Origin of the sequence: Nocardia sp. NPDC051929, assembly GCF_044548645.1 — a bacterium.
In the GTDB taxonomy this organism is placed as follows: domain Bacteria; phylum Actinomycetota; class Actinomycetes; order Mycobacteriales; family Mycobacteriaceae; genus Nocardia; species Nocardia sichangensis.
The window spans coordinates 38,523-65,341 of record NZ_JBIUCG010000034.1 but is presented as its reverse complement, the minus strand read 5'-3'; the positions used below and the strand labels follow the sequence as shown (position 1 = coordinate 65,341).

Here is a 26,819-nt window from a genome sequence, read left to right as displayed (position 1 = left end):
AGGGCGAGAACATCCCGGAGCCGGGCATTCCGGAATCGTTCAAGGTCCTGCTCAAGGAACTCCAGTCGCTGTGCCTCAACGTCGAAGTGCTGTCGTCCGACGGCGCCGCGATCGAGCTGCGCGAAGGCGAGGACGAGGACCTGGAGCGCGCTGCGGCGAACCTCGGCATCAACCTGTCGAGGAACGAAGCCGCGACCGTCGACGATCTGGCGAACTAGGCGGTCGGCCGGATGCCGTCACGGCATCCGGCCTCCCGCAACGGATTACCCAACTAGTGAACTTTTGCTCGAATTCGACCCGCACAGGGGAAAGGAAGTTACGTGCTAGACGTCAACTTCTTCGATGAACTCCGGATCGGCCTGGCCACCGCCGAAGACATCCGTCAGTGGTCCTACGGCGAGGTGAAGAAGCCGGAGACCATCAACTACCGCACGCTCAAGCCGGAGAAGGACGGCCTGTTCTGCGAGAAGATCTTCGGTCCCACCCGGGACTGGGAGTGCTACTGCGGCAAGTACAAGCGCGTCCGCTTCAAGGGCATCATCTGTGAGCGCTGTGGCGTCGAGGTGACTCGCGCCAAGGTGCGCCGCGAGCGCATGGGCCACATCGAGCTGGCCGCTCCGGTCACCCACATCTGGTACTTCAAGGGCGTGCCCTCGCGCCTGGGCTACCTGCTCGACCTGGCGCCGAAGGATCTGGAAAAGATCATCTACTTCGCCGCCTACGTCATCGTGGCGGTCGACGAGGAGCTGCGGCACAACGAGCTGTCCACGCTCGAGGCCGAGATGGAGGTCGAGAAGAAGGCGGTCGCCGACCAGCGCGACGCCGACCTCGAGGCCCGCGCTCAGAAGCTCGAGGCCGACCTGGCCGAGCTGGAGGCCGAAGGCGCCAAGTCCGACGTCCGCCGCAAGGTCAAGGACGGCGGCGAGCGGGAGATGCGCCAGCTCCGCGACCGTGCCCAGCGTGAGCTGGACCGGCTGGAGGAGATCTGGAACACCTTCACCAAGCTGGCGCCCAAGCAGCTCATCGTCGACGAGGTGCTCTACCGCGAGCTGGTCGACCGCTACGGCGAGTACTTCACCGGCGCGATGGGCGCGGAGTCCATCCAGAAGCTGATGGAGAGCTTCGACATCGAGGCCGAGGCCGAGTCGCTGCGCGAGACCATCCGCACCGGCAAGGGCCAGAAGAAGCTGCGCGCGCTCAAGCGGCTCAAGGTCGTCGCGGCGTTCCAGGCCAACGGCAACTCGCCGATGGGCATGGTGCTCGACGCCGTTCCGGTGATCCCGCCGGAGCTGCGCCCGATGGTTCAGCTCGACGGTGGCCGCTTCGCCACCTCCGACCTGAACGACCTGTACCGTCGCGTGATCAACCGCAACAACCGCCTCAAGCGACTGATCGACCTCGGCGCGCCCGAGATCATCGTCAACAACGAGAAGCGGATGCTGCAGGAGTCGGTCGACGCCCTGTTCGACAACGGCCGCCGCGGCCGTCCGGTCACCGGACCGGGCAACCGTCCGCTCAAGTCGCTGTCCGATCTGCTCAAGGGCAAGCAGGGCCGCTTCCGTCAGAACCTGCTCGGTAAGCGCGTCGACTACTCGGGCCGTTCGGTCATCGTCGTCGGTCCGCAGCTGAAGCTGCACCAGTGCGGTCTGCCCAAGCTGATGGCGCTGGAGCTGTTCAAGCCGTTCGTGATGAAGCGCCTGGTCGACCTGAACCACGCGCAGAACATCAAGTCGGCCAAGCGGATGGTGGAGCGGCAGCGGCCGCAGGTGTGGGACGTCCTCGAAGAGGTCATCGCCGAACACCCCGTGCTGCTCAACCGCGCGCCGACCCTGCACCGTCTCGGTATCCAGGCCTTCGAGCCGCAGCTGGTGGAAGGCAAGGCCATCCAGCTGCACCCGCTGGTCTGTGAAGCGTTCAACGCCGACTTCGACGGTGACCAGATGGCCGTGCACCTGCCGCTGTCGGCGGAGGCGCAGGCCGAGGCTCGCGTGCTGATGCTGTCGTCGAACAACATCCTGTCGCCCGCCTCGGGCCGCCCGCTGGCCATGCCGCGTCTGGACATGGTGACCGGCCTGTACTACCTGACCCGTCTGGAAGAGGGCGCGAAGGGTTCCTACCAGCCGGCCACTCAGGACGGTCCGGAGCAGGGCGTGTACTCCTCGCCCGCCGAGGCGCAGATGGCGGTGGACCGCGGTGAGCTCACCGTGCGTTCGCTGATCAAGGTCCGGTTGACCGACCAGCGTCCGCCGAAGGAGATCGAGGCCGAGCTGTTCCCGGAGGGCTGGCGCCGCGGCGACGCGTGGACCATCGAGTCCACGCTGGGCCGGGTGCTGTTCAACGAGCTGCTGCCGGTGGACTACGCGTTCATCAACGAGCAGATGCCCAAGAAGCGGCAGGCGACGATCATCAACGATCTCGCCGAGCGTTACCCGATGATCGTGGTCGCGCAGACCGTCGACAAGCTCAAGGACGCGGGCTTCTACTGGGCCACGCGTTCCGGCGTGACGGTCTCCATGTCCGACGTGCTCGTGCCGCCGGAGAAGGCCGAGATCATGGAGCGCTACGAGGCGCAGTCGGATCAGATCGAGAAGAAGTACCAGCGTGGTGCGCTCGATCACCAGGAGCGCAACAACGCCCTGGTCAAGATCTGGCAGGAGGCGACCGAGGAGGTCGGTAAGGCGCTGCGCGCGCACTACCCGGCCGACAACCCGATCATCACGATCGTCGACTCGGGCGCCACGGGTAACTTCACCCAGACCCGTACCCTCGCCGGTATGAAGGGCCTGGTGACGAACCCGAAGGGTGAGTTCATCCCGCGGCCGATCAAGTCCTCCTTCCGTGAGGGCCTGACGGTTCTGGAGTACTTCATCAACACCCACGGCGCTCGTAAGGGTCTGGCCGACACCGCGCTTCGCACCGCCGACTCGGGTTACCTGACCCGTCGTCTGGTGGACGTCTCGCAGGACGTCATCGTGCGCGAGCACGACTGTGGCACCGAGCGCGGCATCGTGGTGCCGATCGCGGAGAAGCAGCTCGACGGCTCGATCATCCGCGACGCGCACGTGGAGACCTCCACCTATGCGCGCACGCTCGCGTCCGACGCGCTCGACGCGCAGGGCAACGTCATCGTGGGCAAGGGCGCCGACCTCGGCGACCCGGCGCTGGAGGCGCTGCTCGAGGCGGGTATCACCGAGGTGAAGGTCCGCTCCGTGCTGACCTGCACCACCGGCACCGGCGTGTGCGCGACCTGCTACGGCCGCTCGATGGCGACCGGCAAGCTGGTCGACATCGGTGAGGCCGTCGGTATCGTCGCCGCGCAGTCCATCGGTGAGCCCGGTACCCAGCTGACCATGCGTACCTTCCACCAGGGTGGTGTCGCGGGTGACGACATCACCGGCGGTCTGCCTCGTGTGCAGGAGCTGTTCGAGGCGCGCGTGCCGAAGGGCAAGGCGCCCATCGCGGAGGTCTCCGGTCGCGTGCGGCTGGAGGACGACGATCGCTTCTACAAGATCACCATCATCCCGGATGACGGTGGCGAAGAGGTTGTCTACGACAAGCTCTCGAAGCGGCAGCGTCTGCGTGTGTTCAAGCACGACGACGGCACCGAGCGTCTGCTCTCCGACGGTGACCACGTCGAGGTCGGCCAGCAGCTGCTGGAAGGCGCGGCGGATCCGCACGAGGTGCTGCGCATCATGGGCCCCCGGCAGGTTCAGGTCCATCTGGTCCACGAGGTCCAGGAGGTCTACCGCTCGCAGGGTGTGTCGATCCACGACAAGCACATCGAGGTCATCGTGCGCCAGATGCTGCGTCGCGTGACGATCATCGACTCGGGCGCCACGGAGTTCCTGCCCGGCTCGCTCACCGAGCGCGCCGAGTTCGAGGCCGCGAACCGTCGCGTTGTCGCCGAGGGCGCCGAGCCCGCGGCGGGTCGCCCGGTGCTGATGGGTATCACCAAGGCGTCGCTGGCCACCGACTCGTGGCTGTCGGCGGCGTCCTTCCAGGAGACCACTCGAGTCCTGACGGACGCGGCGATCAACTGCCGCTCCGACAAGCTCATCGGCCTCAAGGAGAACGTGATCATCGGCAAGCTGATCCCGGCCGGTACCGGTATCAACCGCTACCGCAACATCCAGGTGCAGCCGACCGAGGAAGCCCGTGCCGCCGCGTACGCGGTGCCGTCCTACGACGACACCTACTACAGCCCGGACAGCTTCGGTCAGACCACCGGCGCCGCGGTTCCGCTCGACGACTACGGCTTCAGCGACTACCGCTGATCCGTCAGCCGTAAGCATCCGGCCCCCGCTCCGTTCTGGAGCGGGGGCCGGATTCGTTTCGCGCGCGGTGGACAACCGGTCGGGGAAGCCAGTAAAAGTAGAACAGGTTTCAGTTCTGCTCCTGGAGGTGGCGGTGGACGGCGTGGCGTTGGCGGATCTGGTGGTGGCCGGGTTCCGGAAGCTGGGGTTCATCCAGTACGCGGGGGTGGAATGGGAGGAGTTCGCGGCGGGGCGCAATGTGGTGTCGGTCGTGCCGCGGGCGGAACACCTGAACCACAACGGGGATCTGCACGCCGCCGTGTTGTTCGGGATGGCGGAGACCGCCGCGATGGGCGCGTCGGTGTCGGGAATCGTGGACCTGATGGGGGATACGTTCATCGTCGCCAAGGACGGGCGCATCGAGTACAAAGCCCGGGCGAAAGGGGAAGCGGGGCCGTTCCGAGCTACTTCCGCGTTCTCCGGCGAGACGCTGGCGAAGATGCGTGCGGACATCGAGGCGAAGGTGCCGCTCGAACTCGAAGTTCCGGTGGATATCGCCGACGCCACCGGAAGGACCGTGGCCGCAGCGGTGTTCACGGCCGTGCTGCGTCCGCGCCGGACGTGATCGCGCCCGGAGATGCTCGGAGCTACCGTGCTCCACGGTGAGTGACCGGCACCGCGGGCCGGGCGCGCGGACGCACGCACGCCGGTTCTTATGGAGAACAGCGGAATAGTGGGGGTCGCCCGGACCGCTGTCGCGGCGAGGCCGTCGGGACTCGCGTCCCTCGCCGTGCCGCTGCCGTCGATTTCGGCATCGGGGGTCCGGGCACGGGTGGTCCGGGGCGCGGCCGCGCTCCGGACGTGACCTCACCGCTCGCTGTCGAGCATCGCCATCTGTGCCGTGGCGTAGCGTTCCCCCGCGACTCGGTCTGCGGGCACGGCCGACTCGATGGTGGACAGCTCCTCGTCGGTTAGCGAAAGATCGAGGGCGCGAACAGCTTCCGCCCAGCGTCCGCGTCGGCGGGTGCCGATGAGCGGCACGATGTCCGCGCCGCGGGTCAGTGCCCAGGCGATGGCCAGTTGCGCCACCGAGGCGTCCTTGCGCGCCGCGATCTCGTTCAGCGCGCGGACCAGCTCCAGATTCCGGTCCAGGTTCTCGCCCTGGAAGCGTGGGCTGTGCGCGCGGAAATCGGTCGGGTCGAAGGTGGCGCCGGGCTGGATCGCATCGCTGAGCAGACCGCGTGAGAGCACGCCGTAGGCCGTGACGCCGATGCCGAGCTCGCGGCAGACGGGCAGGATGCGCTCCTCGATGCCCCGCGAGATCAGCGAATACTCGATCTGCAAGTCCACGATGGGATGCACGGCCGCCGCGCGCCGGATGGTTTCCGCGCCGACCTCGGACAGGCCGACATGGCGGACGTATCCGGCTTCGATCAGCTCGCCGATGGCGCCGACGGTGTCCTCGATCGGCACGTCCGGATCCAGCCGGGCGGGTCGGTAGATGTCGATGTGGTCGACGCCGAGCCGCTGGAGGCTGTAGGCCAGGAAATTGCGCAGCGCGGCGGGACGGTTGTCCATGCCGACGAAACCGCCGTCAGGGCCGCGCAGCGCGCCGAACTTCACGCTCAGCACCACGTCCTCGCGAGGACGTTCGGCGATGGCCTTGCCGATCAGCATCTCGTTGTGGCCCGCGCCGTAGAAATCGCCGGTGTCGATGAGGTTGACGCCGGAGTCCAGCGCCGCATGGATGGTCGCGGTCGATTCGGCGTCGTCGGTCGTGCCGTACGCGCCGGACATGCTCATAGCGCCGAGGCCGATCCGGCTGACGGTCGGACCGGTGGCTCCCAGCCGCACTTCGTCGATCTTCGTTGTCGTCATGGGACCAGCCTGAACCGTGCGGGACCACCGCGGGAGAGATCGTTTATCGGGGGAGCGGCGATCCCTGGCTGAGCACGCCGTTTCGGGGGACAGTGAAAACCATGGACCGCCCCGAACTCGCCGACTTCCTGCGCCGTCGCCGGGAGCAGCTCACGCCCGCCGACGTGGGATTGCCGCCCGGCATCCGGCGGCGCACGCCGGGGCTGCGCCGCGACGAGGTCGCCCTGCTCGCGGGCATCTCGACCGACTACTACACCCGGCTCGAGCAGTCACGCGGTCCGCGTCCGTCCACCCAGGTGCTCGCGTCGCTCGCGCGCGCCCTGCGTTTCGACAACGACGAACGCGACCACCTCTACCATCTGTGCGACCACGCCCCGCCGGGCCGCGAGACGACCGACAAGCACGTGGGCCCCGGCCTGATGCACTTGCTCGCCAAGCTCGACGACACCGCGGCCACGGTCGTCACCGATCTCGGCGAGGTGCTCGTGCAGAACCGGATGCACACCTTGCTGGTCGGCGATCACGGCGAACGGCGCGGCTGGGACCGGTACTACGCCTACCGCTGGTTCACCGACCCGTCCGCGCGCGCGACCTTCCCGGAGGAGGATTGGGACCGGCTCAGCCGCCATCACGTCGCGGATCTGCGTGCCACGGCCGCGCGCCGGGCGGCCGATTCGGACGTGATCGAGTTCGTCGCGCGACTACGCTCCGCGAGCGTCGAGTTCGACCGGCTCTGGAACGAACACGAAGTAGCCGTGCGGCTTTCGGATATCAAGCGCATCTTGCATCCGCAGGTCGGGCTGATCGACATGGTCTGCGAAACGCTGCTCACACCCAACTCCGCCCAGCGCCTGCTGGTCTACCTCCCGCGCCCCGGCACGGACGCGGCCGAGAAGCTGGACCTGCTGCGGGTGATCGGCACGCAGCAGTTGACGCCCGTCGACCGGCTCGACTAGGGCGCGGTGACGTACTCGAGCGCCGCGTCGACGGCGGGCTGTCCACCGCCGATGACGTACCCGGCCATCGCGCCGATCGCGGCGCCCGCAACCGCGGCGACGGGCACCGTGATGAAGTCGATCACGAACAGGCCGAGCGGGAATCCGACGATGAAGCCGATGGCGGCGCCGATCCCCGCGCCCGCCAGGATGGTCGGCATGACCTTCTCGGCCTCGGCGTAGAACCGCTCCTGGGCGCTGACGTCGCGCAGCGGCGCGTCGGCCATGGCGATCGGCGCGACGGTGAGCCGATGTCCCGCGTCCTCGAGTACGGGCCGCAGGGACACGCGCTGGTCCCCGATGCGCAGCGTCATCGGCAGCGCGGCGACGATCTGGCCGTCGCGATCGGCGACCGTCACCACCCGGTCGTCGTGGGTCAGCTCGAACGTTCCGTCCTGGAGGGTCGCCACCGCAGCACGGCGATCCTCGCTGGCGACGACCTCGTAGGCGACCTGATGGAACGTGCCGTGCAGGTCGAGCGGCGCGTCGGCGGGCGCGGGCTGCGCGTGCGCGGCGCTCGTGGTGAGTGCGGTGGCCGCCAGCGCAACCAGAGTGGTCGCGGTGAATTGGATGATCCTCATCGTGCTCTTTCCGTGTCCCGCCCCGTGTCCGGTTCGTCCGGACAAGATACCGCTCGACGGGCTCGATCAGAAGGGTTGAGCGACAGTTCATCACCGATTGCGGCGGCGAAAGTATCTGTCGCACTTCGCCGGCGGGTGCCTGTAAAGCGGGAATCGGACGCGGGGGGCGGGCTTCGGCCCCGGCGTCATCCGGTCGGCCGCCGTCTCGTGGTTTGTCGGCCGACCATCGGTCGAGTGCCGGATCCGGGCGATGCGATTCCCTCTTGACGTCCGCGCCATGCTGCGCAACACTGAACTAGATGGTTCAGTATGACTTCTTGGACGCCTCCTTCGGAGCGCTCGCGGATCCCACTCGGCGTGGCATCCTCGAACGCCTCGGCAGTGGGCCCGCGACCGTCAGCGAACTGGCGGAGCGCTTCGAGATGACGCTCACCGGCATCAAGAAGCACGTCCAGTTGCTGGAGGCGGCGGGCATGGTGGTGACGGAGAAGCGCGGCCGGGTGCGGTACTGCCGCCTCGGCGAGAACGTCTTCGACCGCGAAGTGGCCTGGATGCAGGGCTACCGGCGGATGGTGGAAGCGCGGCTGGACCGTCTCGGCGAATTCCTCGGACGAACGGAGCAGGAGCGATGAGCACAACCACGAACGACGCTGTCATCACGGCCGACACCGACCGCGCGATCCACATCGAGCGGGTCTTCGATGCCCCGCGCGAGCGGGTGTGGGCCGCCTACAGCAGGATCGAACAGCTCGCCCAGTGGTGGGGTCGAGGCAACCGGCTCGACATCGAGCGCTGGGAGTTTCGTGCCGGCGGGCACTGGCGTTTCGTCGAGCACGCCGAGGGGGAGACGCACGGCTTCGAGGGCCGCTTCCGCGAGATCACCCCGCGGGAGCGCATCGTGTACTCCTTCGAGTGGGACGGTATGCCCGCCCACGTGGCCATCGACAGCGTCAGCTTCGTCGATCTCGGCGACGGCCGCACCAAGGTGGTCACCGACAGCCAGTTCCACACGTCGCAGGAACGGGACGGGATGCTCCAGTCGGGCATGGAGTCCGGGCTCAACGAGAGCTACCGCGCACTGGACGCACTGCTCGCCCGAGGCTGAGACCGTACGCTTCGGCTTCGGTCGCGTGAGCGGAGCCGAAGCGTGGGGTGCGCCGTCTCGTGTCAGGGGAATCGGCGGCCGATCCAGGCGCGTCTACGGACGCGAACGGCCGTCCGGCTCGGGACGGTGGCGGCGGCAATCCTCAACAGGTGGCGGTGCTGACAACAGCGGGGCCGCCGGGCGGAGCCGGATGAGATCGCGGCGCGGTTCAGTCCCTGGCCGGGCCGATCCGGCGCTTGCGCGGCTTCAGATGCAGTCCGGGCAGGGGCGGCGCGGGAATGCGCTGCCCCGGGGTGTGGCCCGCGATGTCGGCGAACCGGCTGACGTCGTGATTCTCCCAATCGGCGCGGGCGGCGACGATGTCCTCGTGGCTGCGGCCGACGAAGTTCCACCACATCACCAGTTCCTCGCCGAACGGCTCCCCGCCGATCAGCGCGACGTGCGCGCCGCCGGAACTGGTGAGCTGGAGTTCGTCACGGCCGGTGCCCAGGTACAGCAGCGGTCCAGCCGCGAGTTCGTCGCCCGCGACGGTCACCTCGCCCTCGATCACCAGCACAGCGTGCTCGAAACGAGGGTCGAGCGGGAGAGCGACATCGGCTCCCGGCTCGAGCCGCACATCGGCGCCGACGATGGGTGTGTAGGCGATGGCGGGCGAGGTCTTCCCGGCCAGCGACCCGATCAGCACGATCGCTCGCAGGCCGGGCGCTTCGATGACCGGCAGTTCGCGATGCTGCTCGAAATGCGGCGCGATGCCGGTGCGGTGGCCCGGCAGGGCGATCCACAGCTGCAAGCCGTGTCCGGCGGGCGCGCCGGGCACGGCGTACTCGGAATGGGCGATGCCGCGCCCGGACGTCATCAGGTTCAGCTGACCGGGTTCGATCTCCACGTCCGACCCGACCGAGTCGCGGTGCCGGATACGGCCTTCGAACGGCCAGGTCACCGTTTGCAGGCCGATGTGCGGATGCGGATCGATGTCCGGCGGCGCGCCGGTCTTGGTGACCGTCGGCGAGCCGAAGTGGTCGAGGAAACACCACGCGCCGACGGTGGGCAGGTCGCGCTGGGGCAGCACCCGTTCGACGTACACACCGCGCACGCCGCCGAGTGGCACCTCGCGGGCCGGATAACGCTCCGCGACCGGGCCGGGGCCGGGCGCGGGTTCACACAGCGTCTCAGCCGGGCGCGGATCCAGGTCACTCATCGATCGACGCCCTTGCCGATCACGTGCTTGTCGTAGTCGGGGTGCTTGTCCAGGTACGCCTTGATGAACGGGCACACCGGCCGGATCACCCGCCCCCGCTCCACGACGTCCTCGATCGCGCTCTTGGCCAGGACCGAGCCGAGGCCCTTCCCGGAGAACGCGCCGTCGACCTCGGTGTGCGTGAACACCGTCTCGTCGTCGCGTTCCTCGTAGTCGGCGAAGCCGGCCAGCTCCCCGCCGTAGAACACCTCGTAGCGATGCCGCTCGTCGTTGCGGACGACCTTGGACTCCGAAGCCGATTCGGTCATGGTTCCCTTCTCCTTCCGTGCGCGAACCGGATGCCTGCTGAGAATCGAGACCCGGTTGAACGCGCCGATCGTGGTGGCCACCCAGATGACGACGGACAGCTGGTCATCCGTCAGATACCGGCGAGCAAAAGCGTACTCACGCTCGATGACGTGCTCGTCCGGGAGCGTCGCCGTCACTTCCGCGATCGCGAGCACGGCCTGCTCGAAGGGCGGGTACGTGCCGCCGCGCCGCCAGCCGGGCAGCACCGCGATCTCCTGCTCGGTAGCCCCGGCCGCCAAGGCCGCCCGGTAGTGCACGTCGAGGCAGTACGCACAACCGTTGATCTGGGAGACGCGCAGATTGATCAGTTCGATGATCCGGCGATCCAGCCCCACGGCCGCGGCGGCGGCCCTGACCTCGCTCGCGACGCCGTTCAGTGCGCGGAACGCGGTGGGCGTCCGTTTGTCGATCCAGACGCGATCTCGCGGGGCTTCGGGGCTCATATTCATGGGATGTTAGCGGCCGCCGGTGAACGGCGCAGACCGCGCCGCCGGAGAAACGGACTTCGGTCCGGGGAAGCGTGTGGTAGGGAAGGAGTCCGTGGTGGGCCGGGCCCGCACGCGACCCCGGACCACCGCCGCGCTCATCCGATCTCGGTGAACCGTCGCAGCTGGAACGGTTCGACCAGGACGTCCTGCAACGCCGTCGCCAGGGCCTTCAGGTGTGGCGTCTGGAAGTGCGCGGCCAAGGCGTCCTCGTCGGCCCACTCCTCGAGCAGCACCATCCGGCTCTGGTCGGTGGGATGCAGGTAGAGCTCGTATCGGACGCAACCGTCCTCGGCGAGCGTCGGTTGGATCATGCCTTGCAACAGGTCCTTCAACTCCGCCTCGCGACCCGGCTTGGCGGTGAAGCGGACGTTGAGCGTCAACGTCGACATGAGCGTCTCCTGATCTCGTGGTGGGTTATTCGCGGCCCGCCGACGTGAACGACATGTCCGCGTACCGGGTGCCGGTCACCCGGCTCGCGATCGGCTCCAGTGTCGCCAGTTCGTCGGCGGTGAGCGAAATGGTCGCGGCGGCCACGTTGTCGGCGAGCCGGGTGCGGCTGCGCGTGCCGGGGATCGGGACCACTGCGAGGCCGCGCACAGCGGCCTGTGCGTGCACCCAGGCCAGGGCCACCTGCGCCAGGGTGATGCCGCGTGCCTCGGCGATGGCCCGCAGCGGGTCGAGCAGTTCGGCATTGCGCGCCGCGTTCTCGCCGGTGAAGCGCGGCATCGTGGAACGGAAATCGCTCCTGTCGGCGGTGCCGGTGAACGATCCGGTCAGGAAGCCGCGACCAAGCGGCGAGTACGGCACGAAGGTCACACCCAGCTCCGCCGCGGCGGGCACCACGCTGCGTTCGACGTCCCGGGAGAACAGCGACCATTCCGACTGCACGGCCGCGATCGGGTGCACCGCGTGCGCCGCCCGGAGTTCGGCGCCCGTCACCTCGGACAATCCGAGCGCGCGCACCTTGCCCTCCCGCACCAATTCCGCCATCGTGCCGACCGTGTCCTCGATCGGCACGGCGGGGTCCTTGCGGTGCATGTAGTACAGATCGATGGTGTCGACCCGCAGCCTGCGCAGGCTGCCCTCCACCGCGGCGCGGATGTAGGCGGGGGAGTTGTCGAACCCTCGGAAGGCCGGGTCGTCGGCCTTGCGGACGATGCCGAACTTGGTGGCGATCACCAGCCGGTCGCGCTCGGCGCCGAAGAAATCGCTGAGGAATTCCTCGTTGTGCCCGGAGCCGTAGACATCGGCGGTGTCGAACAGAGTGACACCCAGTTCCAGCGCCCGATCCAGGGTCGCCCTTGATTCGGTGAGATCGCTGGGCCCGTAGAACTCGCTCATGCCCATGCAGCCCAGACCCTGCGTCCCCACCTCGATGCCGCTGGTTCCCAGGGTGGTGGTGGGCAGGCTGTCCGTGCTCGTCATAGCTTGATTCCTTCGCTGTCGTGCGCGGTGACCATGGCCGGGGGAGCTGTCTCGACTTTGCCCTCGTACAGGGCGATCTTGTGGTCCAACACGGCCAGGGTCTGACGGAGTTCATCGATCTTGGCGAGTACCTCGGCGCGGGTGTCCCGGAACATCTCCAGCCGCTGGGGGAGCGTGGCGTCTCCCGTCCGCACCAGCTCGGCGTAGCGAACCATGTCCGCCACCGACATGCCGGTCGTGCGCAGCCGCCCGATCAGCGCCAGCCATTCGAGATCCCGGTCGCTGAACCGGCGCTTGCCGGAGTGGTCCCGGCCGATGTAGTCCATCAGCCCGATCCGTTCGTACCAGCGCAACGTATCCCGGCTCAGCCCCGATCGCTCGGACACCTCGCCGATCGAATACCGCGGCAGCTCCCGGTCGTCACTCGCGGTCACCGGAAACGCGGTTTCACTCATGACTTCACTCGCTGACGCTCGTTCACTGCACTCGCCCTTCTCGTTGAACACTGACGACGCTAATCACCTGGAGTGCACTCCAAGCAAGACCCATTCTCCGGTTGTTTCTCTCGGCTGTCGCCGTCACCGCGAGACCGGCTTCGCGTCCTGTCGCGCGACGGTGTCGACGAAGTCGGCGACCAGCGGGGCGATCTCCGGGAGGAACTCCTCGAGCGCGAAATGGCCGGTATCGAAAACGTGCAGATCGGCGTCCGGTAGGTCGCGGAGGTAGGCGTGCGCGCCCGGCTCGGGAAAGAAGGCGTCGTTTCTTCCCCAGACGATCAATGTGGGTGGGCGGTGCGACTGCAGCCAGCGCTGCCAAACAGGGTAGAGCTCGACATTGGAGTGGTAGTCCAAGCCGAGCGCGATCTGTGCCCGCTGCCGCTCGGGGCGGTCCAGGAAGTACTGGTCGAGCACCCATCCGTCGGGTGCGACGAGTTCGGAATCGGTGGTGCCGCCCAGGTATTGGCTCTGGGTCACCGGCAGGGTGAGGATCTGCCGGATGTTGTCCTCGGCGCCGGGCACGCCCGGCCGGTTGGCGACGGTCTGGCGCGCCAGTTCGGACAACCCTTCGGCGTAGGCGTTGGCGTTCTGGATCACCAAGCCCGCGATGCGGTCCGGTTGCCTGGTGGCCAGCCGGAACCCGACCGGGCCGCCGAAGTCGAAGACGTACATGACGAACCGGGTCAGGCCGAGCGCCTCGACGAAACCCTCCAGGACGTCGGCGAGCGAGTCGAACGAATAGGGGAAGTCGGCGGGCGCCTCCGTGTGTCCGAAGCCCGGGTAGTCCGGCGCGACCACGTGGTAGCGGTCGCCGAGCGCGTCGATGAGCCTGCGGAACTGGTGGGAAGCGGATGGGAATCCGTGCAGCAGGAGAAGCGTGGGCGCGTCGGCCGGTCCGGCCGTGCGATAGAAGACGCGCACGCCGTCGACCTCGACGAACCGGTGCGAGACCTTGGCGATGTTCACAGGACCACCTAAACGAGAAGAAGTTTGCATTAAGATCGTGGCAGGGCTGACGGATCGACGCAAGGGAAAGCTGTTCGATGGCAGAGGAGATCAGGCCCGGTGCGGTCCGCCCGGGCGGAAGGACGGCGCGCACGAAGCGGGCCGTGCTCGCGGCGACGCTGACGGAACTGGTCGAGAATGGCTACGCGGGAACAAGTCTGGAGAAGATCGCCGCGCGAGCCGGCGTCGCGGTGTCCACCTTGTACCGGCGCTGGGGCGGCCTGGATCGCGTGATCCTCGAGGCCGGGATGGATGTCGGCACGGGCATCGTCACGCCGGACACCGGGGACTTCGAACGCGATCTCATCGACTTCGCCCGCGCCGTGGTCGAGGTGTATCGGAATCCGGTGGCGGAGCACTGGCTGTACGCGATGGTGGTGGCCGCGACCAGGGATCCGTCCGCTCGCGCCACGTTCTCCCTGCTGTTCGAGAACCGCTTCGCGGAGGTGGTCGTCATCGTGCGGCGCGCGCTCGAACGCGGTGAGGTGCACCCTGACACCGATCCGGCGGAGGTGATCCGGTTGGCAGCCGCTCCGATCTACTACCGCATGCTCGTCACCGGCGAGCCGGTCGACGACGCGGTGGCCGAGCGCGCGGCGCGTACGGCGGCGCTGGCCGCCCGGGCGGGGGTGCTCCGGGCGGACTGACGCGCGTCGGTCAGCTGCTGTAATCGGTCAGCTGCTGGACGGCCCATTTGTTGCCGTCTGGATCAGCGAAGTAGGTGAACCGCCCCCAGGCGAGGTCCTCGACCGGGGCGGCGTCCACACCGGCGGCGATCAACTGCTGGTAGGCGTCGTCGGCGCTGGCGACCACGATCTGCATGCCTCGGACGCTGCCGGGTTCCGCGTCGGTGATGCCCTCACCGAGACAGATCGAGCATCCGGAACCGGGCGGGGTCAGTTGAACGAAGCGCAGGTTCTCGTTCACCCGGTGATCGTGGTCGGCGTTGAAGCCGATCTTGGTGTAGAAGTCTTTGGCGCGGTCGACATCGGTCACCGGAATGGCGACGAGTTCGATTTTCCAATCCATCCGGCGAGCATTCCATCGTGCACCGACAAAGTCCCGGATTCCGGCCTACCCTGGGCACATGCCTGGAAAGGACATCGACCGGATCAGGGCTCGTTCGGCCTGGGCGACGGTCAAGGAAAGCCCGGTGATCACCGCGATAGCGGTCGCGCCGTTCGCGCTCGCGCTCGGCGTGGTGTGGTGGTTGTTCGGGGGACTCGCCGCGTTCGCGCTGCTGCTCGTGCTCGGCGCGGTCGTCGTGGTCGGCGGCAGATTACTGCGCTGACCGCGCGTCCGGATCGCGTGCGGTCAGCGCGGGATGTGGAATTGCACCAGCTCTCCGGTACCCGGATCGACGTCCGCCCAGTCGCGGTCGAAGCGCAGTACCGCGAGCGCCGAAGTCGGAAACTTCCGGCTGAGTTCGACCGCGGGGGCGCTGTCGCGATTGCTCGCCAGCTCCCAAGCCGTCCACGGCATGCCCGGCGCGTGGCCGACCACCAGCAGTGTCGCCACGTCGTCGGCGCTGAGGCGGACCAGCTCGATCAGCGTTTCCGGCGTGGCCTCGTAGATCCCCGGTTCGAAGACCACCGGCGCGGTGATGCCGGTCGCGGACAGCGTCTGCCTGGTGCGGGTGGCCGTGGAACAGTGCACGGCATCGATCGGCGGCTGGGTCGCGCGCAGCCACTCACCCGCGAGTCCGGCCTCGCGCCTGCCTCGCGGCGCCAGCGGTCGCTCGTGGTCGTCGACGCCGTCCGGATAGGCCGATTTGCCGTGCCGCATGAGGATCAGAGTCCGCGCCATGGAGATACGGTAAGCCCTCCGGGCGAGAGGTCCCGACCACACTCGAGGCAAACTGAAAGCGGCATCACATCACGTGCTCCCGCGGGCGACCCTCGCGGCGGACGTGACGGACGCCGCTCATCTGTCCACCACAACCCCTGGGTGGCCACAGCCCACGTACTTCTTCGAGGATCAGCACAATATGGCCTACGTAATCACGCAGCGTTGTTGCAACGACGCCAGCTGCGTCTCCGAGTGCCCGGTCGACTGCATCCGTCCCACTCCGGACCAGCCGGAGTTCGCGACGACCGAGATGCTCTACATCGATCCCGACACCTGTATCGACTGCGGCGCCTGTGTCGACGCGTGCCCGGTGGAGGCCATCTTCTCCGAGGACGACCTGACCGCTTCGCTCGCGCGATTCCGCGACATCAATGCCGCCTATTTCCAACGGCATCCGCTGGAATCCAACTTCGATCCGATCGTCACGCCCTCGCGTCCGCCGAAGGAGCTGGGCACCCTGCGCGTCGCGATCGTCGGCGCCGGGCCCGCGGCCTGCTACGCGGCGGACGAACTGTTGCGCAGGGCCGACGTGGAAATCGAGATGTTCGACCGGCTGCCCACCCCGTGGGGTCTGGTGCGTGCGGGCGTCGCGCCCGACCATCCGGGCACCAAGACGGTCTCGGGCATGTTCGAGTCCGCGTTCCGCCGCGAGACCCTGCAGTACTACCTGAACGTCGAGGTGGGCACGCACATCTCGCACGAGGAACTGCTGCGCCACCACCACGCCGTGATCTACGCGGTCGGCGCCTCGAGCGATCGCAAGATGGGCGTCCCGGGCGAGGACCTGCCGGGCAGCCACTCCGCCACCGAGTTCGTCGCCTGGTACAACGGCCATCCCGACTACGCCGACCGGACCTTCGATCTGTCCGGTGAGCGCGCGGTGATCGTCGGCAACGGCAACGTCGCCTTGGACGTGGCGCGCGTGCTGACCGTCGATCCGGACGAACTCGCCAAGACCGACATCGCCGATCACGCGCTGGATGCCCTGCGGCAGAGCAATATCCGTGAGGTCGTCGTGCTCGGCAGGCGCGGCCCGCTCCAGGCGGCCTACACCTCGCCGGAGTTCCTCGCGCTCGCGCATCTGAAGGGCGTCGACGTCGTCGTGGAGGAGGCCGACCTGGAACTCGACCACGCCAGCCAGGCGCTCGTGGACGACCCGCAGGTGGAGCCGTCGCTGGCCTTGAAGTACACCCTGGCCAAGGAGTACGCGGGCGGGCGCAGGGCCGAGGGCAACAAGCGGATCGTCTTCCGCTATCTGACCTCGCCCACCGCGCTGACCGGCACCGATCGGGTGGAGTCCATCGAGATCGTGCACAACGAGTTGTTCGACGACAACGGTCAGCTCGTGGCGCGCCCGACCGACCGCACCGAGAGCATCGAGACTTCGCTGGTGCTGCGCTCGATCGGCTACCGCGGCGAGCGGATCGGCGAGCTGCCGTTCGACGAGCGGCGCGGCGTCGTGCCGAACGAGCACGGCCGGGTCGTCGGCGACGACGGGACGCTGCTGAGCGGCGTGTACGTCAGCGGATGGATCAAGCGGGGACCACGCGGCGTCATCGGTTCCAACCGAACCGACTCCGAGGAGACGGTGGAGCTGCTGCTCGCCGACTTCACCGCGGGCAAACTCGCAGCGCCGCAGGCCGACCGCGCCGCGCTGAAGGCGCTGCTCGCCGAGCGCCAGGCCGACTTGGTGGACCGGGCGGGCTGGCGAGCGATCGACCAGGCGGAAAAGTCCGCGGGCAAGTCCGCGGGCCGCCCGCGGGTCAAGTTCACCACCCGCGAAGACCTGCTCAAAGCCGCCCGCGGCTGACGACCCAGGACGCCGGTCGGATCACCCCGCGACCCGACCGGCTCCGATCCCCAGGTCCCGACGTGGCCCAAGCATCGGCTGGATCCAACGAGGACGCCGACCAGGTGGATCTTCTGCGAGAACCGGCCGACTGATTTCGCAGGCACATGGATAGCTCGTCGGGTACGTCCAAAACCCGAGCGGCACCCACGCAAGCCCTGAACGCAACTGCCGAGCCCCTGACCAGTACGGCCTGAAGAGGCGGAGACGCGGAGCAGCCTACTGATTTCGCAAGTACATGGGTAACTCACCGGGTACGCCCAAAACCCGAGTAGCACTCGACGCAGGACCTGAACGCAAATCCCGCGCCACCCGACTGGTACGGCCTAAATACTCGGAGAGGCGGGAATGGGCATGATGCGGACCACGGTCGTGGTGGTCCCGCCGACCACGAACCACAGCCGCAACACCGGCTGGCCGGTCCGATCCCCGGGTTCGTACCGGCTGCGCACGCTCACGTGCTGGCGTGCCAGCACCGGCGCCACGTATTCGATCACCGCGCGGTGTGGACCCGCGAGCAGTTTGGGATATTCGACCAGGAACTGTTCCACCGCTTGCCAGTAACAGGCGTTGTTGACGTGGTTGTACTGGTCGATATCGGTGGCCCGCACCGGGAACGGTAAGTCGGTGTCCGACTCCGGCGGTGTGGCGTCGGTCAGGTAGGGCCGCCACCGCAGGCGGTGTTCGGTGGACGTGCGGGCGAGGTAGGCGAGGCCCTCGTCGCTGATCCGCGCGGGCATGCCGGTGGACTCGCTGATATTGATCCAGAAGCCCTCGGTCTCGATCAATCCGCCGTTGCCGCTGGTGATCCGCACACGCATATTGGTCCACCGGGTGGACATCGCCGAGCACCACCGCAGCAGCTGCACGTCGTCCGGCCACAGGATCGGCCGGATGACGTCGATGACGGTGCGCCGGACGATCCAGTTCGGGTCCGACCGGTGGAAGAACGTGCTGTGCAGGTTTTCCCAGGCGATATCTTGCAGGTAGCGGGCGACGGCGTCGAACCGCAACCGGTCGTAGGGATCCACATCGCCAGCCCGGATGGGCCACGCCGAAGCAAAGCCCATGCCCTCCTCGGGAAGCGGGGCGAGTGGCTGATCGAGTGACACTTGTGCTCCTCGCGCTGCACGGTGTGCCGCGTTTTCTTCGTGCGGTGCTGTTGTGACGACTTTACGGGGCGTACGTCACACCCTCGCGTCGAGCCGTCCGTACCTCCTTAATAGTCCGTCTGCGGGGATCTGGGCCAGCAAAAACGGGGGTCTTGCGCGCGCGAGAGAATCCGACGCACGGTCGCGGCGGCTCGGCGGGCGTGAAGCATGGCCGTGCGCGGGGTCAGTACCCCTGGTACGCGCCGCCCGAGTTCACGGCAGCGACACCCGGGACGTTGCCGAGCGAACCATAGCGGTCGATCGAGTACCGCACGCCGGCGATGATGTTGTCGACCGGGTTCCAGACGTCGTCGTGGCCCGGCGCCTTGTACGCGTTGAACGTGCTGTCGATGGTCTGCATCAGACCCTTCGACGGATGCCCGGCCACCCAGTTGCTGTCCCAGCGGTTCTCCGCGTATGGATTGCCCGCGGATTCGTGCTCGATGATCAGCGCGATGGCCCGCTCATCGATCTGCGCTGGGTCGTACCCCATCGCGATGAGCTTCTGCTTCGCCTCGGCGATCCACTGCGCGACGTCACCGGTCGGCATGGGCCCCGACGGCGCGGACGAACTCGTACCACCGTGATACGGCGTGCTCGACGAGGTGCCGTGCGGCGACCCGGAGTTGTGGTGCCCGGACGTCAGCTGGCTCGATTGGTGCGACGACGGTGCGGCGACGGGGGTCCCCGATGCGGCGGCCGGTGCGGTGGCGGCGGGCGTGGTGGGGGCCGCGGGCACGTTCGCGCTGGGCTCGCCGAGCCCGGTGAACGCCGCCTCCAGTTTCCCGGCCGCGCTCTCGACCTGCGTCTTCGCTTGGTTCGCCACGTCATCGGCGGTCTTCAGGGCGTTGGTCAGCTCCCACGTCCGCGAGGCCGCCTGTAGTGCTTCCTGGAAGACGAGCCCTTCGACGTCGGCTTTGTCCGCGTGCGAGCGCAGATAGTCGATGCGCGTCTTGGCGTCCACGGTGCCGTTGGGCGCGACGTCGAACGGCGGCGTCTGGTTCAGCGCGTCGTCGCGCAGGCTCAATACCTTGGCTTTCGCTTCGGCGAGGTTCTGCACCTGGGTGGTGAGCGCCGTCTTCAGCTCGAGCAGGGCGGCGCTCACCGCGGAAGCGCGGGTCTTCTCGGTCTGCATCCTGGCGTTCGCGGCGTTGCCAGCGGAACCGGACCACTGCTCGGCGTCGGCGAGTGCTTTCGTGTCGTCCGCGCCCTTGCCGACCGCGGTGTCCAGGCCCTGCGACATCCGTTCGGCGAGCGCGCCCGCCGCCGTGAGCTGCTCCGGCCGCCAGTTCTCGACGTCTGGGATGCTGAGCGTCATGGCACCTGGAGTCCTATGGTGCGAAGTTTCGCCGCGAAGTCGTCCTCGACCAGCTCGTACTTTCCCGCCGCGTTGTGCAGGTTGTCGGCGATCGTGCTGAGCCGCGAGCCGATCCGCTCCAGGCAGCGGTGCGCGGCGTCGTTCGCGCGCTGGGCCGCAGGGCCGAACTCGGTGCCTGGCAGCGCCCCGACGACGGCACCGAGACTCTCGCCGCCGCCGAGGTCGGCGACCGAGGTGGCCTCCGTACGGAGAGTCTGCGCGAACGAGCGCAGCGCCGCCGGATCGACTTGCATCGTCGCCGCAGGTTGCGATTGGTTTTGCTCGACCATGAATCCCCCTTCCCTCCCGACCGCGAGGTCGCGGCCAGCATAGCAAAATCGGGCGTCCGGACGGGCGTCGTCGGACCGCGCCGGTTATGTTGTCGGTGTGGCGCCGGCCGCGGATCAGACCGGTGCGAGGACAGAGAGGTCGGCACATGCGCGCAGCCCAGGTCAGCAAGCTGGAAGGCCCGGAAGCGATCCGGATCGTGGATATTCCGGAGCCCGCGGCTTTCCCGGGCGGGGTCGTGATCGACGTGCACGCGGCCGGTGTGGCCTTCCCGGACGTGCTGATGACGCGCGGCCTCTACCAGATGAAACCCGAACTGCCGTTCGTCGTGGGCGGCGAGGTCGCGGGCATCGTCCGGGAAGCGCCCGAGGACGCGCACGTGCGACCGGGTGACCGGGTGATCGCGCTGACCATGCTGGGCAACGCGCTGGCCGAGACGGCCGTCGCGCCCGCGCAGATGGTGTTCCGGCTCCCCGACAACGTCTCGCTGGAGGCGGGCGCGGGCATTCTGTTCAACGACCTCACCGTGCACTTCTGCCTGCGTACCCGGGGCAGGCTGGCGGAAGGTGAGACGGTGCTCGTGCACGGCGCCGCGGGCGGCATCGGTACCTCGACGCTGCGCATGGCGGCGGCGCTCGGGGCGGGCCGGGTGATCGCCGTGGTGAGCACCGAGGCGAAGGCCGAGGTCGCGCGCGCCAACGGGGCCACCGACGTGGTGCTGACCGACGGCTGGCTGGCGGCGGTGAAGGAACTGACCGGCGGCCGCGGCGTCGACATCGTGCTCGACCCGGTCGGCGGCGACCGCTTCACCGACAGCGTTCGGTCGCTCGGCTCGGCGGGCCGGTTGCTGGTCGTCGGCTTCACCGCGGGGGAGATCCCGACCGTCAAGGTCAACCGGCTGCTGCTGAAGAACGTGGAGGTGACCGGCGCGGCGTGGGGCGAGTGGGTGATGTCGCATCCGGGCTATCTGCAGGAGCAGTGGGCCGAGGTGGAACCGCTGCTGGCCTCCGGCAAGATCGCCCCGCCGGAGCCGGTGCTGTACCCGCTGGACAAGGCCGCGGAGGCGGTCGCCTCGCTGGACAACCGGACGGCCACCGGCAAGGTCGTGGTCACCCTGCGCTGAGGCATTCCGGCCGCGTCATGAAGCTGTCCAACCGGGTACTGAACCGGACCCTGTTGGCTCGCCAGCATCTACTCGAGCGCTCGCGGTTGACGGTGCACGAGATGTGCGACCATCTCGTCGGGTTGCAGGCGCAGGATTCGCTGCCGCCGTTCGTCGCATTGTGGAGCCGCGTAGCGGATTTCGATCCGGCGACGGTCTCGGACGCGCTGGAGGACCGGTCGTTGGTTCGGATCACCCTGATGCGCGGCACCATTCACCTGGTCACGCCGCCCGACGCGGTGCGGATCGCGCCGCACATACAGCCGGAACTGGAGAAGGTGCCGTTCCGGAATGGTTTCAACTACGGCGCCATGGTCGGACTGGATCCGGAGGAGGTGCGCGGGCACGGCGAAGCCGCGCTCGCCGACGAGCCGACGTCCGCGGCGGACCTGCGCGCCCGCGCCGCGGAGTTGTACCCCGACCGCGACCCTGGCGCGGTGCTGCAGACCTGGCTGTACCAGCTCCCGGTGTTGCAGACCCCGCCGCGCGGCAAGTGGAAGGACAACAGCAGGCCGATCTGGTCGCGGGTCGAGCCTTGGTTGGGTGCGCCGCTGGACCCCTCGTATCCCTTGGCGGAGTTGATCTTCCGCTATCTGCGTGCTTTCGGGCCTGCGAGCACCATGGACATGCAGACCTGGTCGAAGTTGCTCGGCATGAAGCAGGCCGTCGCGGAACTGGGCGACCGGGTGCGCACCTACACCGACGAGCGCGGTCGGACGCTCTACGACATCGCCGACGGTGAACTTGCCGATCCGGACATTCCCGCCCCGGTGCGGCTGCTCGGCTGGTACGACAACGCCTTGCTGTCGCACCAGGATCGGACCCGCATCGTGCCCGACGGCGCGGCCCCTCCGCTGCGCGCCTTCGCGGCTCAGGTCTCGCCGGTGCTGGTCGACGGCTTTCTCGCGGGCATGTACAAGATCTTCACGAACGCGGGAACCGCCCGGCTCCGCATCAGTCCGACCCGGAACTGGACCGGGGCGGAGCGCGCGGATGTCGAGGCGGAGGCGCATGCTCTGCTCGCCTTCTTGGAGGCGGACAAGCAGGGCAGCGTGGAAATCCTCGACGTGCACGCCGGCCTGCGCCCCTGACCGGGGTCGCTCACTGCTCGCGGGCTGGTCGGTAGGCGGGCGCTTTGGTCGTCCCGGTCGGGCTCAACGTGCGCAACAGGGGCAGCGCCCGGCGGGACACCACGGTGGAAAGAACGATGACGCTGTGCGAGCGCACCACCGAAGAGGTCCGGTCGATGCTCAGCAGCACGGCCTGCAACCCCGCGTGCGAGTCGGCCCCGATCCGGCACAGCACGTCGCCGGTGCCGGTCGTGGCGTAGGCCTCCAGCACGCCGGGGATGGCGTCGAGCTCGGAGGCCACCGCGTCCAGCGCACCCTGGGCTATCTCCAGCGTGACGAAGGCCTGCACGTCGAACCCCGCGGCGGTGACATCGATCTGCGGGTCGTAGGAGGCGATCACGCCGGACTCCTCCATGCGCGCGATCCGGGACTGCACGGTGGCCCTTGCCACTCTGGTCCGCCGGGACAGTTCGAGAATGCCCGCCTTCTGGTACTCGTGCATCGCGGACAGGATGGCGAGATCGAGTTCGTCGAGCTTCGCCGATGTGCGCGCCATGCCGGCCTCCGTTCGCCGCACCGGGCTCGCTGCCCGGCCCGCTCATGCTATTCAAATTGTCCAGCATGGCCCGCCACTTCCTAGCCGAATTCGCCACACTGACTACCGGGAATCGGCGCTGTTGCCTAGCCGACGGAACCGGCGATTTCCTTGGAACATGACCATCGAGCACCTGCCGGACACCCGGTCCGGCGCCGTTCCCAGCGACGGCGAGCTGCGCACGCTCGTGGGGCTGGTGGACCACGACAACAGCGGTGACCCGTTTCCGGTCATCGGGTGGGACGCTCTGGTCTGGGCGGTGGGCAACGCCACCCAGACCGCGCACTTCCTGGAATCCGCCTTCGGCATGCGGTTGGAGGCGTACTCCGGTCCGGAGACCGGCAATCGCGACCACAAGGCATTCGTGCTGCGTAGCGGTGCGGCGCGTTTCGTGATCACCGGAGCGGTGCACCCGGACAGTCCACTGGCCGCCCATCACAATCGACACGGCGACGGCGTGGTGGACATCGCGCTCGAAGTGCCCGACGTCGACCGCTGTGTGGCGTGGGCGCGCACCCACGGCGCCACCGTCCTGGTCGAACCGCACGACGAGACCGACGACTTCGGCACGGTCCGCTCGGCCGCGCTGGCTACCTACGGCGACACCAGGCACACCCTGGTCGACCGTTCCGGCTATTTCGGGCCCTACCTGCCCGGCTATGTCGCCCGCCGCTCCAACTACCAGCGGCGCGACGGCGCGCCCAACCGGTTGTTCCAGGCGATCGATCACGTCGTGGGCAACGTGGAACTCGGGCGGATGGACGAGTGGGTCGAGTTCTATCGGCGCGTCATGGGTTTCACCAACATGGCCGAGTTCGTCGGCGACGACATCGCCACCGAGTACTCGGCGCTGATGAGCAAGGTCGTCGCCAACGGCAACCATCGGGTGAAGTTCCCGCTCAACGAGCCCGCCGTCGGCAAGAAACGCTCCCAGATCGATGAGTACCTGGAGTTCTACCGCGGCCCCGGTGTCCAGCACATCGCGCTCGCCACCGGCGACATCCTCGGTTGCGTGGACGTTTTGCGCAGGGAGGGTGTCGAGTTCCTGGAGACGCCGACGGCCTACTACGAGGATCCCGAATTGCGCGCCCGCATCGGCCGGGTCCGCGTCCCGGTCGAAGAACTCCAGCGGCGCGGCATCCTCGTCGACCGTGACGAGGACGGCTACTTGCTGCAGATCTTCACCAGACCGCTCACCGACCGCCCCACGGTCTTCTTCGAACTCATCGAACGCCATGGCTCCCTCGGTTTCGGCAAGGGGAACTTCAAAGCTCTGTTCGAGGCGATCGAACGCGAACAGCAAGCCCGGGGCAATCTTTAATCGGAGCTCGCGCAGCTATGGCCGGCCCGGCTGTCGCGGGCAGCGCTGCCCGGCCGTGTTCGCCGGACGGTCCGCCCGGAGCGCAATCGGTAGAGTTCTTGCCATGCGGATCAAGTCGGCGGTCGTGACCGCGGCAGCCTTGGTGCTCGCACTGGCGGGTTGCGGTTCGAGCGGAGACTCCGAGGACCCCGGTCCGTCGCGGCCTGCGCCCAAAGTGGTGGCCATGGGTCCGTTCGTCGGGGAGTGTGGGCACGTGACCGACGACGAGGTGCGCGCTCTTGGCGGGCTCGGCCGGATCTCCGGCGTCTTCCGCAATGCCGTCGGCTGCAATTGGCAGTCGGCCGGCATCGGTTCTGCCAGTATCACTTTCGCTTCCTATCGAGGGAGTCCGATCGAGCGTGAGCGGGCGTGGGTGACCGTGAACGGCCGAGCCCCCGATCCGATAAAGGTCGGTGGGCGCGAGGGTTTCGCCGCCTTGGATCCGAGTGGACAGATCTGCGACCTCGCCGTGCAACTCGGTGACGACTTCTTCGAATGGTCGACGAACATCGGAAATTTCAGCACGGGCTCCGGCAACCCGTGCGACCGCAGCCGTGCTCTCGCCGAGCTGACTCTGCAGCGGATGCAGTGAGGGGGAGGGCATGAACGTGCGACGAGTCCTGCGCGGGCGAGGCGCGGTGGCCGCCGCGGCGGTAGCGGTGGCGCTGTCCGTGGGCGGCTGTAGTCAGGTGGTGCCCGGTTCGCCGCAGCCGGTGGGCGGAAGCCAGCCGGTCAACACCAGGCTGGACAAGTTGCTGCGCGAATGCATGATCCTGTCCGAGGAGCAGATCGGCAAGGCCGTCGGCGAGGGCGTCACGGTCAGCGAGTCGTTCTTCGGCGCGGTGTGCATGTGGGATCTGATCGGCGCGCCCGGCGGCAACGGGATGGCCACGCTCAACTGGTACGAGAACGGGACGCTGAGCAACGAGAAACAGACGAACAACAAGCTCGGCTACGAGACCACCAACATCACCATCCAGAGTTCGCTGGCATTGCAGATACGCAGGCCGAAGGACCCTGATTCCTGCGGCGTGACGGCGAGTGCGCCGGACAACGGCGTGATCGGCTGGTGGATCAACTACCGCCCCGGCTCGGCGCATCCCGACCCGTGCGACGCGGCCAAGAAGCTGATGGAAATGACCTTGAACCTGGCCAGGTAGACGATCTTCGAACCGACCCACTTTGACCCTGTGTCCCGGCCACGGGTATCGTGGACCGCTGTGCCCGGAAGCATGCGGGCAAGTTCGTGCGTGACCGTAGGCCAGCGAGAGCGGCCGACGAATCCAGCGTGCCCGGAATAAGGGCTCCGCGCCGCGCGCGACACGCCCGACCTCGGGACGCGAGAAACGTGGCCGGACGTGCGAGTGAAAGCTCGATGACAGCGGCGTGAACGACGGGCCTCGAAGTGGAAGCTTGTCTCCACGAAGGGCCCCGGGAACGCCGCGAACTTAAAACAGACACCAAGTCCACACACCGCGTTAACTAATAAGGAAAGCCGGTCTATGCCAACCATCAACCAGCTGGTCCGCAAGGGTCGCCGCGACAAGGTCGCCAAGACGAAGACCGCGGCCCTGAAGGGGAGCCCGCAGCGTCGTGGCGTGTGCACCCGCGTGTACACCACGACCCCGAAGAAGCCGAACTCCGCGCTGCGCAAGGTCGCGCGTGTTCGCCTGACCAGCTCGGTCGAGGTCACGGCCTACATCCCGGGCGAGGGACACAACCTGCAGGAGCACTCGATGGTGCTCGTGCGCGGCGGTCGTGTGAAGGACCTCCCCGGTGTTCGTTACAAGATCATTCGCGGCTCGCTCGACACCCAGGGTGTGAAGAACCGCAAGCAGGCCCGCAGCCGCTACGGCGCCAAGAAGGAGAAGAGCTGATATGCCACGCAAGGGCCCCGCACCCAAGCGTCCGCTGATCAACGACCCGGTCTACGGTTCGCCGCTGGTCACTCAGCTGGTCAACAAGATCCTGCTGGACGGCAAGAAGTCCACCGCCGAGCGCATCGTCTACGGTGCGCTGGAGCAGGCGCGCGAGAAGACCGGTACCGATCCGGTCGTCACCCTCAAGCGCGCGCTGGACAACGTGAAGCCGTCGCTGGAGGTGAAGCCCCGCCGCGTCGGTGGCGCCACCTACCAGGTGCCGGTCGAGGTCCGTCCGGGCCGCGCCAACACTCTGGCCCTGCGCTGGCTGGTCAACTTCTCGCGTGCGCGCCGGGAGAAGACCATGGTCGAGCGTCTGGCCAACGAACTGCTCGACGCCAGCAACGGCCTCGGCGCCTCGGTCAAGCGCCGTGAGGACACCCACAAGATGGCCGAGTCCAACCGGGCCTTCGCGCACTACCGCTGGTGACGTCTGCCCGGCCCGTC

30 protein-coding genes are annotated in these 26,819 nt (G+C 67.9%); 16 read left to right on the top strand and 14 right to left on the bottom strand.

Features of this window, described 5'->3' with window-relative positions; genetic code table 11:
* The 3 genes from ACIHAX_RS35185 to ACIHAX_RS35175 form a co-directional block, all read left to right on the top strand.
* Positions 1-218: hypothetical protein (locus ACIHAX_RS35185; protein ID WP_356968766.1), on the top strand; the 218-nt coding region annotated here is incomplete at its 5' end.
* 102 nt (positions 219-320) lie between these two features.
* Positions 321-4,274 (top strand): DNA-directed RNA polymerase subunit beta', encoded by a 3,954-nt coding sequence (locus ACIHAX_RS35180; RefSeq protein WP_355080071.1) that lies wholly within the window; start codon positions 321-323, stop codon positions 4,272-4,274.
* Between the two features lie 127 nt (positions 4,275-4,401).
* Positions 4,402-4,878, top strand: a complete 477-nt coding sequence (locus ACIHAX_RS35175; protein WP_397281947.1) for a PaaI family thioesterase — start codon at positions 4,402-4,404, stop codon at positions 4,876-4,878.
* A gap of 242 nt (positions 4,879-5,120) precedes the next feature.
* Here the strand turns inward: ACIHAX_RS35175 and ACIHAX_RS35170 are convergent, their stop codons facing one another.
* On the bottom strand, positions 5,121-6,131 hold the full coding sequence (locus ACIHAX_RS35170; protein ID WP_397281944.1) for an aldo/keto reductase: 1,011 nt from the start codon (positions 6,129-6,131) through the stop codon (positions 5,121-5,123).
* A gap of 101 nt (positions 6,132-6,232) precedes the next feature.
* Here ACIHAX_RS35170 and ACIHAX_RS35165 point away from each other — a divergent pair, with 101 nt between their 5' ends.
* Entirely contained in the window at positions 6,233-7,087 is an 855-nt protein-coding gene (locus ACIHAX_RS35165) for a helix-turn-helix transcriptional regulator (RefSeq protein WP_355080065.1), read from the top strand.
* Here ACIHAX_RS35165 and ACIHAX_RS35160 read toward each other — a convergent pair.
* Entirely contained in the window at positions 7,084-7,707 is a 624-nt protein-coding gene (locus ACIHAX_RS35160) for a hypothetical protein (protein WP_397281942.1), read from the bottom strand. The two genes, ACIHAX_RS35165 and ACIHAX_RS35160, sit on opposite strands and share 4 nt — an antisense overlap.
* Before the next feature lie 299 nt (positions 7,708-8,006).
* Here ACIHAX_RS35160 and ACIHAX_RS35155 point away from each other — a divergent pair, with 299 nt between their 5' ends.
* A complete protein-coding gene (locus ACIHAX_RS35155; protein ID WP_397281940.1) occupies positions 8,007-8,339 on the top strand; it encodes an ArsR/SmtB family transcription factor in 333 nt (110 codons plus the stop codon).
* Complete coding sequence (locus ACIHAX_RS35150; RefSeq protein WP_397281938.1) at positions 8,336-8,812, top strand: SRPBCC family protein; 477 nt, start codon at positions 8,336-8,338, stop codon at positions 8,810-8,812. Before ACIHAX_RS35155 ends, ACIHAX_RS35150 begins: the two co-directional genes overlap by 4 nt.
* 208 nt (positions 8,813-9,020) lie before the next feature.
* Here ACIHAX_RS35150 and ACIHAX_RS35145 read toward each other — a convergent pair whose 3' ends face one another.
* The 6 genes from ACIHAX_RS35145 to ACIHAX_RS35120 all read right to left on the bottom strand — a co-directional run bounded on the left by ACIHAX_RS35145 (position 9,021) and on the right by ACIHAX_RS35120 (position 13,734).
* Entirely contained in the window at positions 9,021-10,010 is a 990-nt protein-coding gene (locus ACIHAX_RS35145; protein ID WP_397281936.1) for a pirin family protein, read from the bottom strand.
* On the bottom strand, positions 10,007-10,801 hold the full coding sequence (locus ACIHAX_RS35140) for a GNAT family N-acetyltransferase (RefSeq protein ID WP_355080055.1): 795 nt from the start codon (positions 10,799-10,801) through the stop codon (positions 10,007-10,009). Before ACIHAX_RS35140 ends, ACIHAX_RS35145 begins: the two co-directional genes overlap by 4 nt.
* Before the next feature lie 140 nt (positions 10,802-10,941).
* The gene (locus ACIHAX_RS35135) at positions 10,942-11,235 is read right to left on the bottom strand and encodes a putative quinol monooxygenase (RefSeq protein ID WP_355080053.1); all 294 of its coding nucleotides are present in this window, start codon (positions 11,233-11,235) and stop codon (positions 10,942-10,944) included.
* A gap of 25 nt (positions 11,236-11,260) precedes the next feature.
* Positions 11,261-12,271 carry an aldo/keto reductase gene (locus ACIHAX_RS35130; protein WP_397281933.1) on the bottom strand — a complete coding sequence of 337 codons (1,011 nt, stop codon included), beginning with the start codon at positions 12,269-12,271 and terminating at the stop codon, positions 11,261-11,263.
* Positions 12,268-12,726, bottom strand: a complete 459-nt coding sequence (locus tag ACIHAX_RS35125) for a MerR family transcriptional regulator (protein WP_355080049.1) — start codon at positions 12,724-12,726, stop codon at positions 12,268-12,270. Before ACIHAX_RS35125 ends, ACIHAX_RS35130 begins: the two co-directional genes overlap by 4 nt.
* Before the next feature lie 123 nt (positions 12,727-12,849).
* Positions 12,850-13,734, bottom strand: coding sequence for an alpha/beta hydrolase (locus ACIHAX_RS35120; RefSeq protein WP_364434566.1), 885 nt, complete (start codon positions 13,732-13,734; stop codon positions 12,850-12,852).
* Between the two features lie 77 nt (positions 13,735-13,811).
* Between ACIHAX_RS35120 and ACIHAX_RS35115 the strand changes: the two genes are divergently transcribed.
* Entirely contained in the window at positions 13,812-14,420 is a 609-nt protein-coding gene (locus ACIHAX_RS35115) for a TetR/AcrR family transcriptional regulator (RefSeq protein WP_355080045.1), read from the top strand.
* Positions 14,421-14,430: 10 nt separating this feature from the next.
* On the opposite strand, the gene ACIHAX_RS35110 is transcribed toward ACIHAX_RS35115, so the two are convergent.
* On the bottom strand, positions 14,431-14,802 hold the full coding sequence (locus tag ACIHAX_RS35110) for a glyoxalase superfamily protein (protein WP_397281930.1): 372 nt from the start codon (positions 14,800-14,802) through the stop codon (positions 14,431-14,433).
* A 58-nt stretch (positions 14,803-14,860) separates the two neighbouring features.
* Here ACIHAX_RS35110 and ACIHAX_RS35105 point away from each other — a divergent pair, with 58 nt between their 5' ends.
* Positions 14,861-15,064: a hypothetical protein gene (locus ACIHAX_RS35105; protein ID WP_355080041.1), complete on the top strand. Its 204-nt coding sequence runs from the start codon at positions 14,861-14,863 to the stop codon at positions 15,062-15,064.
* Between the two features lie 23 nt (positions 15,065-15,087).
* Here ACIHAX_RS35105 and ACIHAX_RS35100 read toward each other — a convergent pair whose 3' ends face one another.
* On the bottom strand, positions 15,088-15,579 hold the full coding sequence (locus tag ACIHAX_RS35100) for a histidine phosphatase family protein (RefSeq protein WP_355080039.1): 492 nt from the start codon (positions 15,577-15,579) through the stop codon (positions 15,088-15,090).
* 181 nt (positions 15,580-15,760) lie between these two features.
* Here ACIHAX_RS35100 and ACIHAX_RS35095 point away from each other — a divergent pair, with 181 nt between their 5' ends.
* Complete coding sequence (locus tag ACIHAX_RS35095) at positions 15,761-17,431, top strand: FAD-dependent oxidoreductase (protein ID WP_397281928.1); 1,671 nt, start codon at positions 15,761-15,763, stop codon at positions 17,429-17,431.
* A 365-nt stretch (positions 17,432-17,796) separates the two neighbouring features.
* On the opposite strand, the gene ACIHAX_RS35090 is transcribed toward ACIHAX_RS35095, so the two are convergent.
* The 3 genes from ACIHAX_RS35090 to ACIHAX_RS35080 form a co-directional block, all read right to left on the bottom strand.
* Positions 17,797-18,582, bottom strand: coding sequence for an acyl-ACP thioesterase domain-containing protein (locus ACIHAX_RS35090; RefSeq protein WP_355080035.1), 786 nt, complete (start codon positions 18,580-18,582; stop codon positions 17,797-17,799).
* Between the two features lie 223 nt (positions 18,583-18,805).
* A complete protein-coding gene (locus ACIHAX_RS35085; protein ID WP_397281925.1) occupies positions 18,806-19,939 on the bottom strand; it encodes a transglycosylase SLT domain-containing protein in 1,134 nt (377 codons plus the stop codon).
* Positions 19,936-20,268: a type VII secretion target gene (locus ACIHAX_RS35080; RefSeq protein WP_397281923.1), complete on the bottom strand. Its 333-nt coding sequence runs from the start codon at positions 20,266-20,268 to the stop codon at positions 19,936-19,938. The genes ACIHAX_RS35085 and ACIHAX_RS35080 overlap by 4 nt, the downstream gene beginning before the upstream one ends.
* A 146-nt stretch (positions 20,269-20,414) precedes the next feature.
* Between ACIHAX_RS35080 and ACIHAX_RS35075 the strand changes: the two genes are divergently transcribed.
* A complete protein-coding gene (locus tag ACIHAX_RS35075; protein WP_355080029.1) occupies positions 20,415-21,389 on the top strand; it encodes an NADPH:quinone oxidoreductase family protein in 975 nt (324 codons plus the stop codon).
* A 17-nt stretch (positions 21,390-21,406) separates the two neighbouring features.
* Entirely contained in the window at positions 21,407-22,519 is a 1,113-nt protein-coding gene (locus tag ACIHAX_RS35070) for a winged helix DNA-binding domain-containing protein (RefSeq protein WP_364434739.1), read from the top strand.
* Positions 22,520-22,529: 10 nt separating this feature from the next.
* Here the strand turns inward: ACIHAX_RS35070 and ACIHAX_RS35065 are convergent, their stop codons facing one another.
* Positions 22,530-23,054, bottom strand: coding sequence for an Lrp/AsnC family transcriptional regulator (locus ACIHAX_RS35065; RefSeq protein WP_355080025.1), 525 nt, complete (start codon positions 23,052-23,054; stop codon positions 22,530-22,532).
* 157 nt (positions 23,055-23,211) lie between these two features.
* Between ACIHAX_RS35065 and hppD the strand changes: the two genes are divergently transcribed.
* The 5 genes from hppD to rpsG all read left to right on the top strand — a co-directional run bounded on the left by hppD (position 23,212) and on the right by rpsG (position 26,802).
* Positions 23,212-24,414 (top strand): 4-hydroxyphenylpyruvate dioxygenase, encoded by a 1,203-nt coding sequence (gene hppD / locus ACIHAX_RS35060; RefSeq protein WP_355080023.1) that lies wholly within the window; start codon positions 23,212-23,214, stop codon positions 24,412-24,414.
* A 103-nt stretch (positions 24,415-24,517) separates the two neighbouring features.
* Complete coding sequence (locus ACIHAX_RS35055) at positions 24,518-25,045, top strand: DUF3558 domain-containing protein (protein WP_364434744.1); 528 nt, start codon at positions 24,518-24,520, stop codon at positions 25,043-25,045.
* Between the two features lie 10 nt (positions 25,046-25,055).
* Positions 25,056-25,613 (top strand): DUF3558 domain-containing protein, encoded by a 558-nt coding sequence (locus ACIHAX_RS35050; protein WP_355080019.1) that lies wholly within the window; start codon positions 25,056-25,058, stop codon positions 25,611-25,613.
* A gap of 342 nt (positions 25,614-25,955) precedes the next feature.
* Positions 25,956-26,330, top strand: coding sequence for a 30S ribosomal protein S12 (gene rpsL / locus ACIHAX_RS35045; protein WP_039801925.1), 375 nt, complete (start codon positions 25,956-25,958; stop codon positions 26,328-26,330).
* A 1-nt stretch (position 26,331) separates the two neighbouring features.
* The gene (rpsG, locus tag ACIHAX_RS35040; RefSeq protein WP_014353063.1) at positions 26,332-26,802 is read left to right on the top strand and encodes a 30S ribosomal protein S7; all 471 of its coding nucleotides are present in this window, start codon (positions 26,332-26,334) and stop codon (positions 26,800-26,802) included.
* Positions 26,803-26,819: the final 17 nt, after the last annotated feature.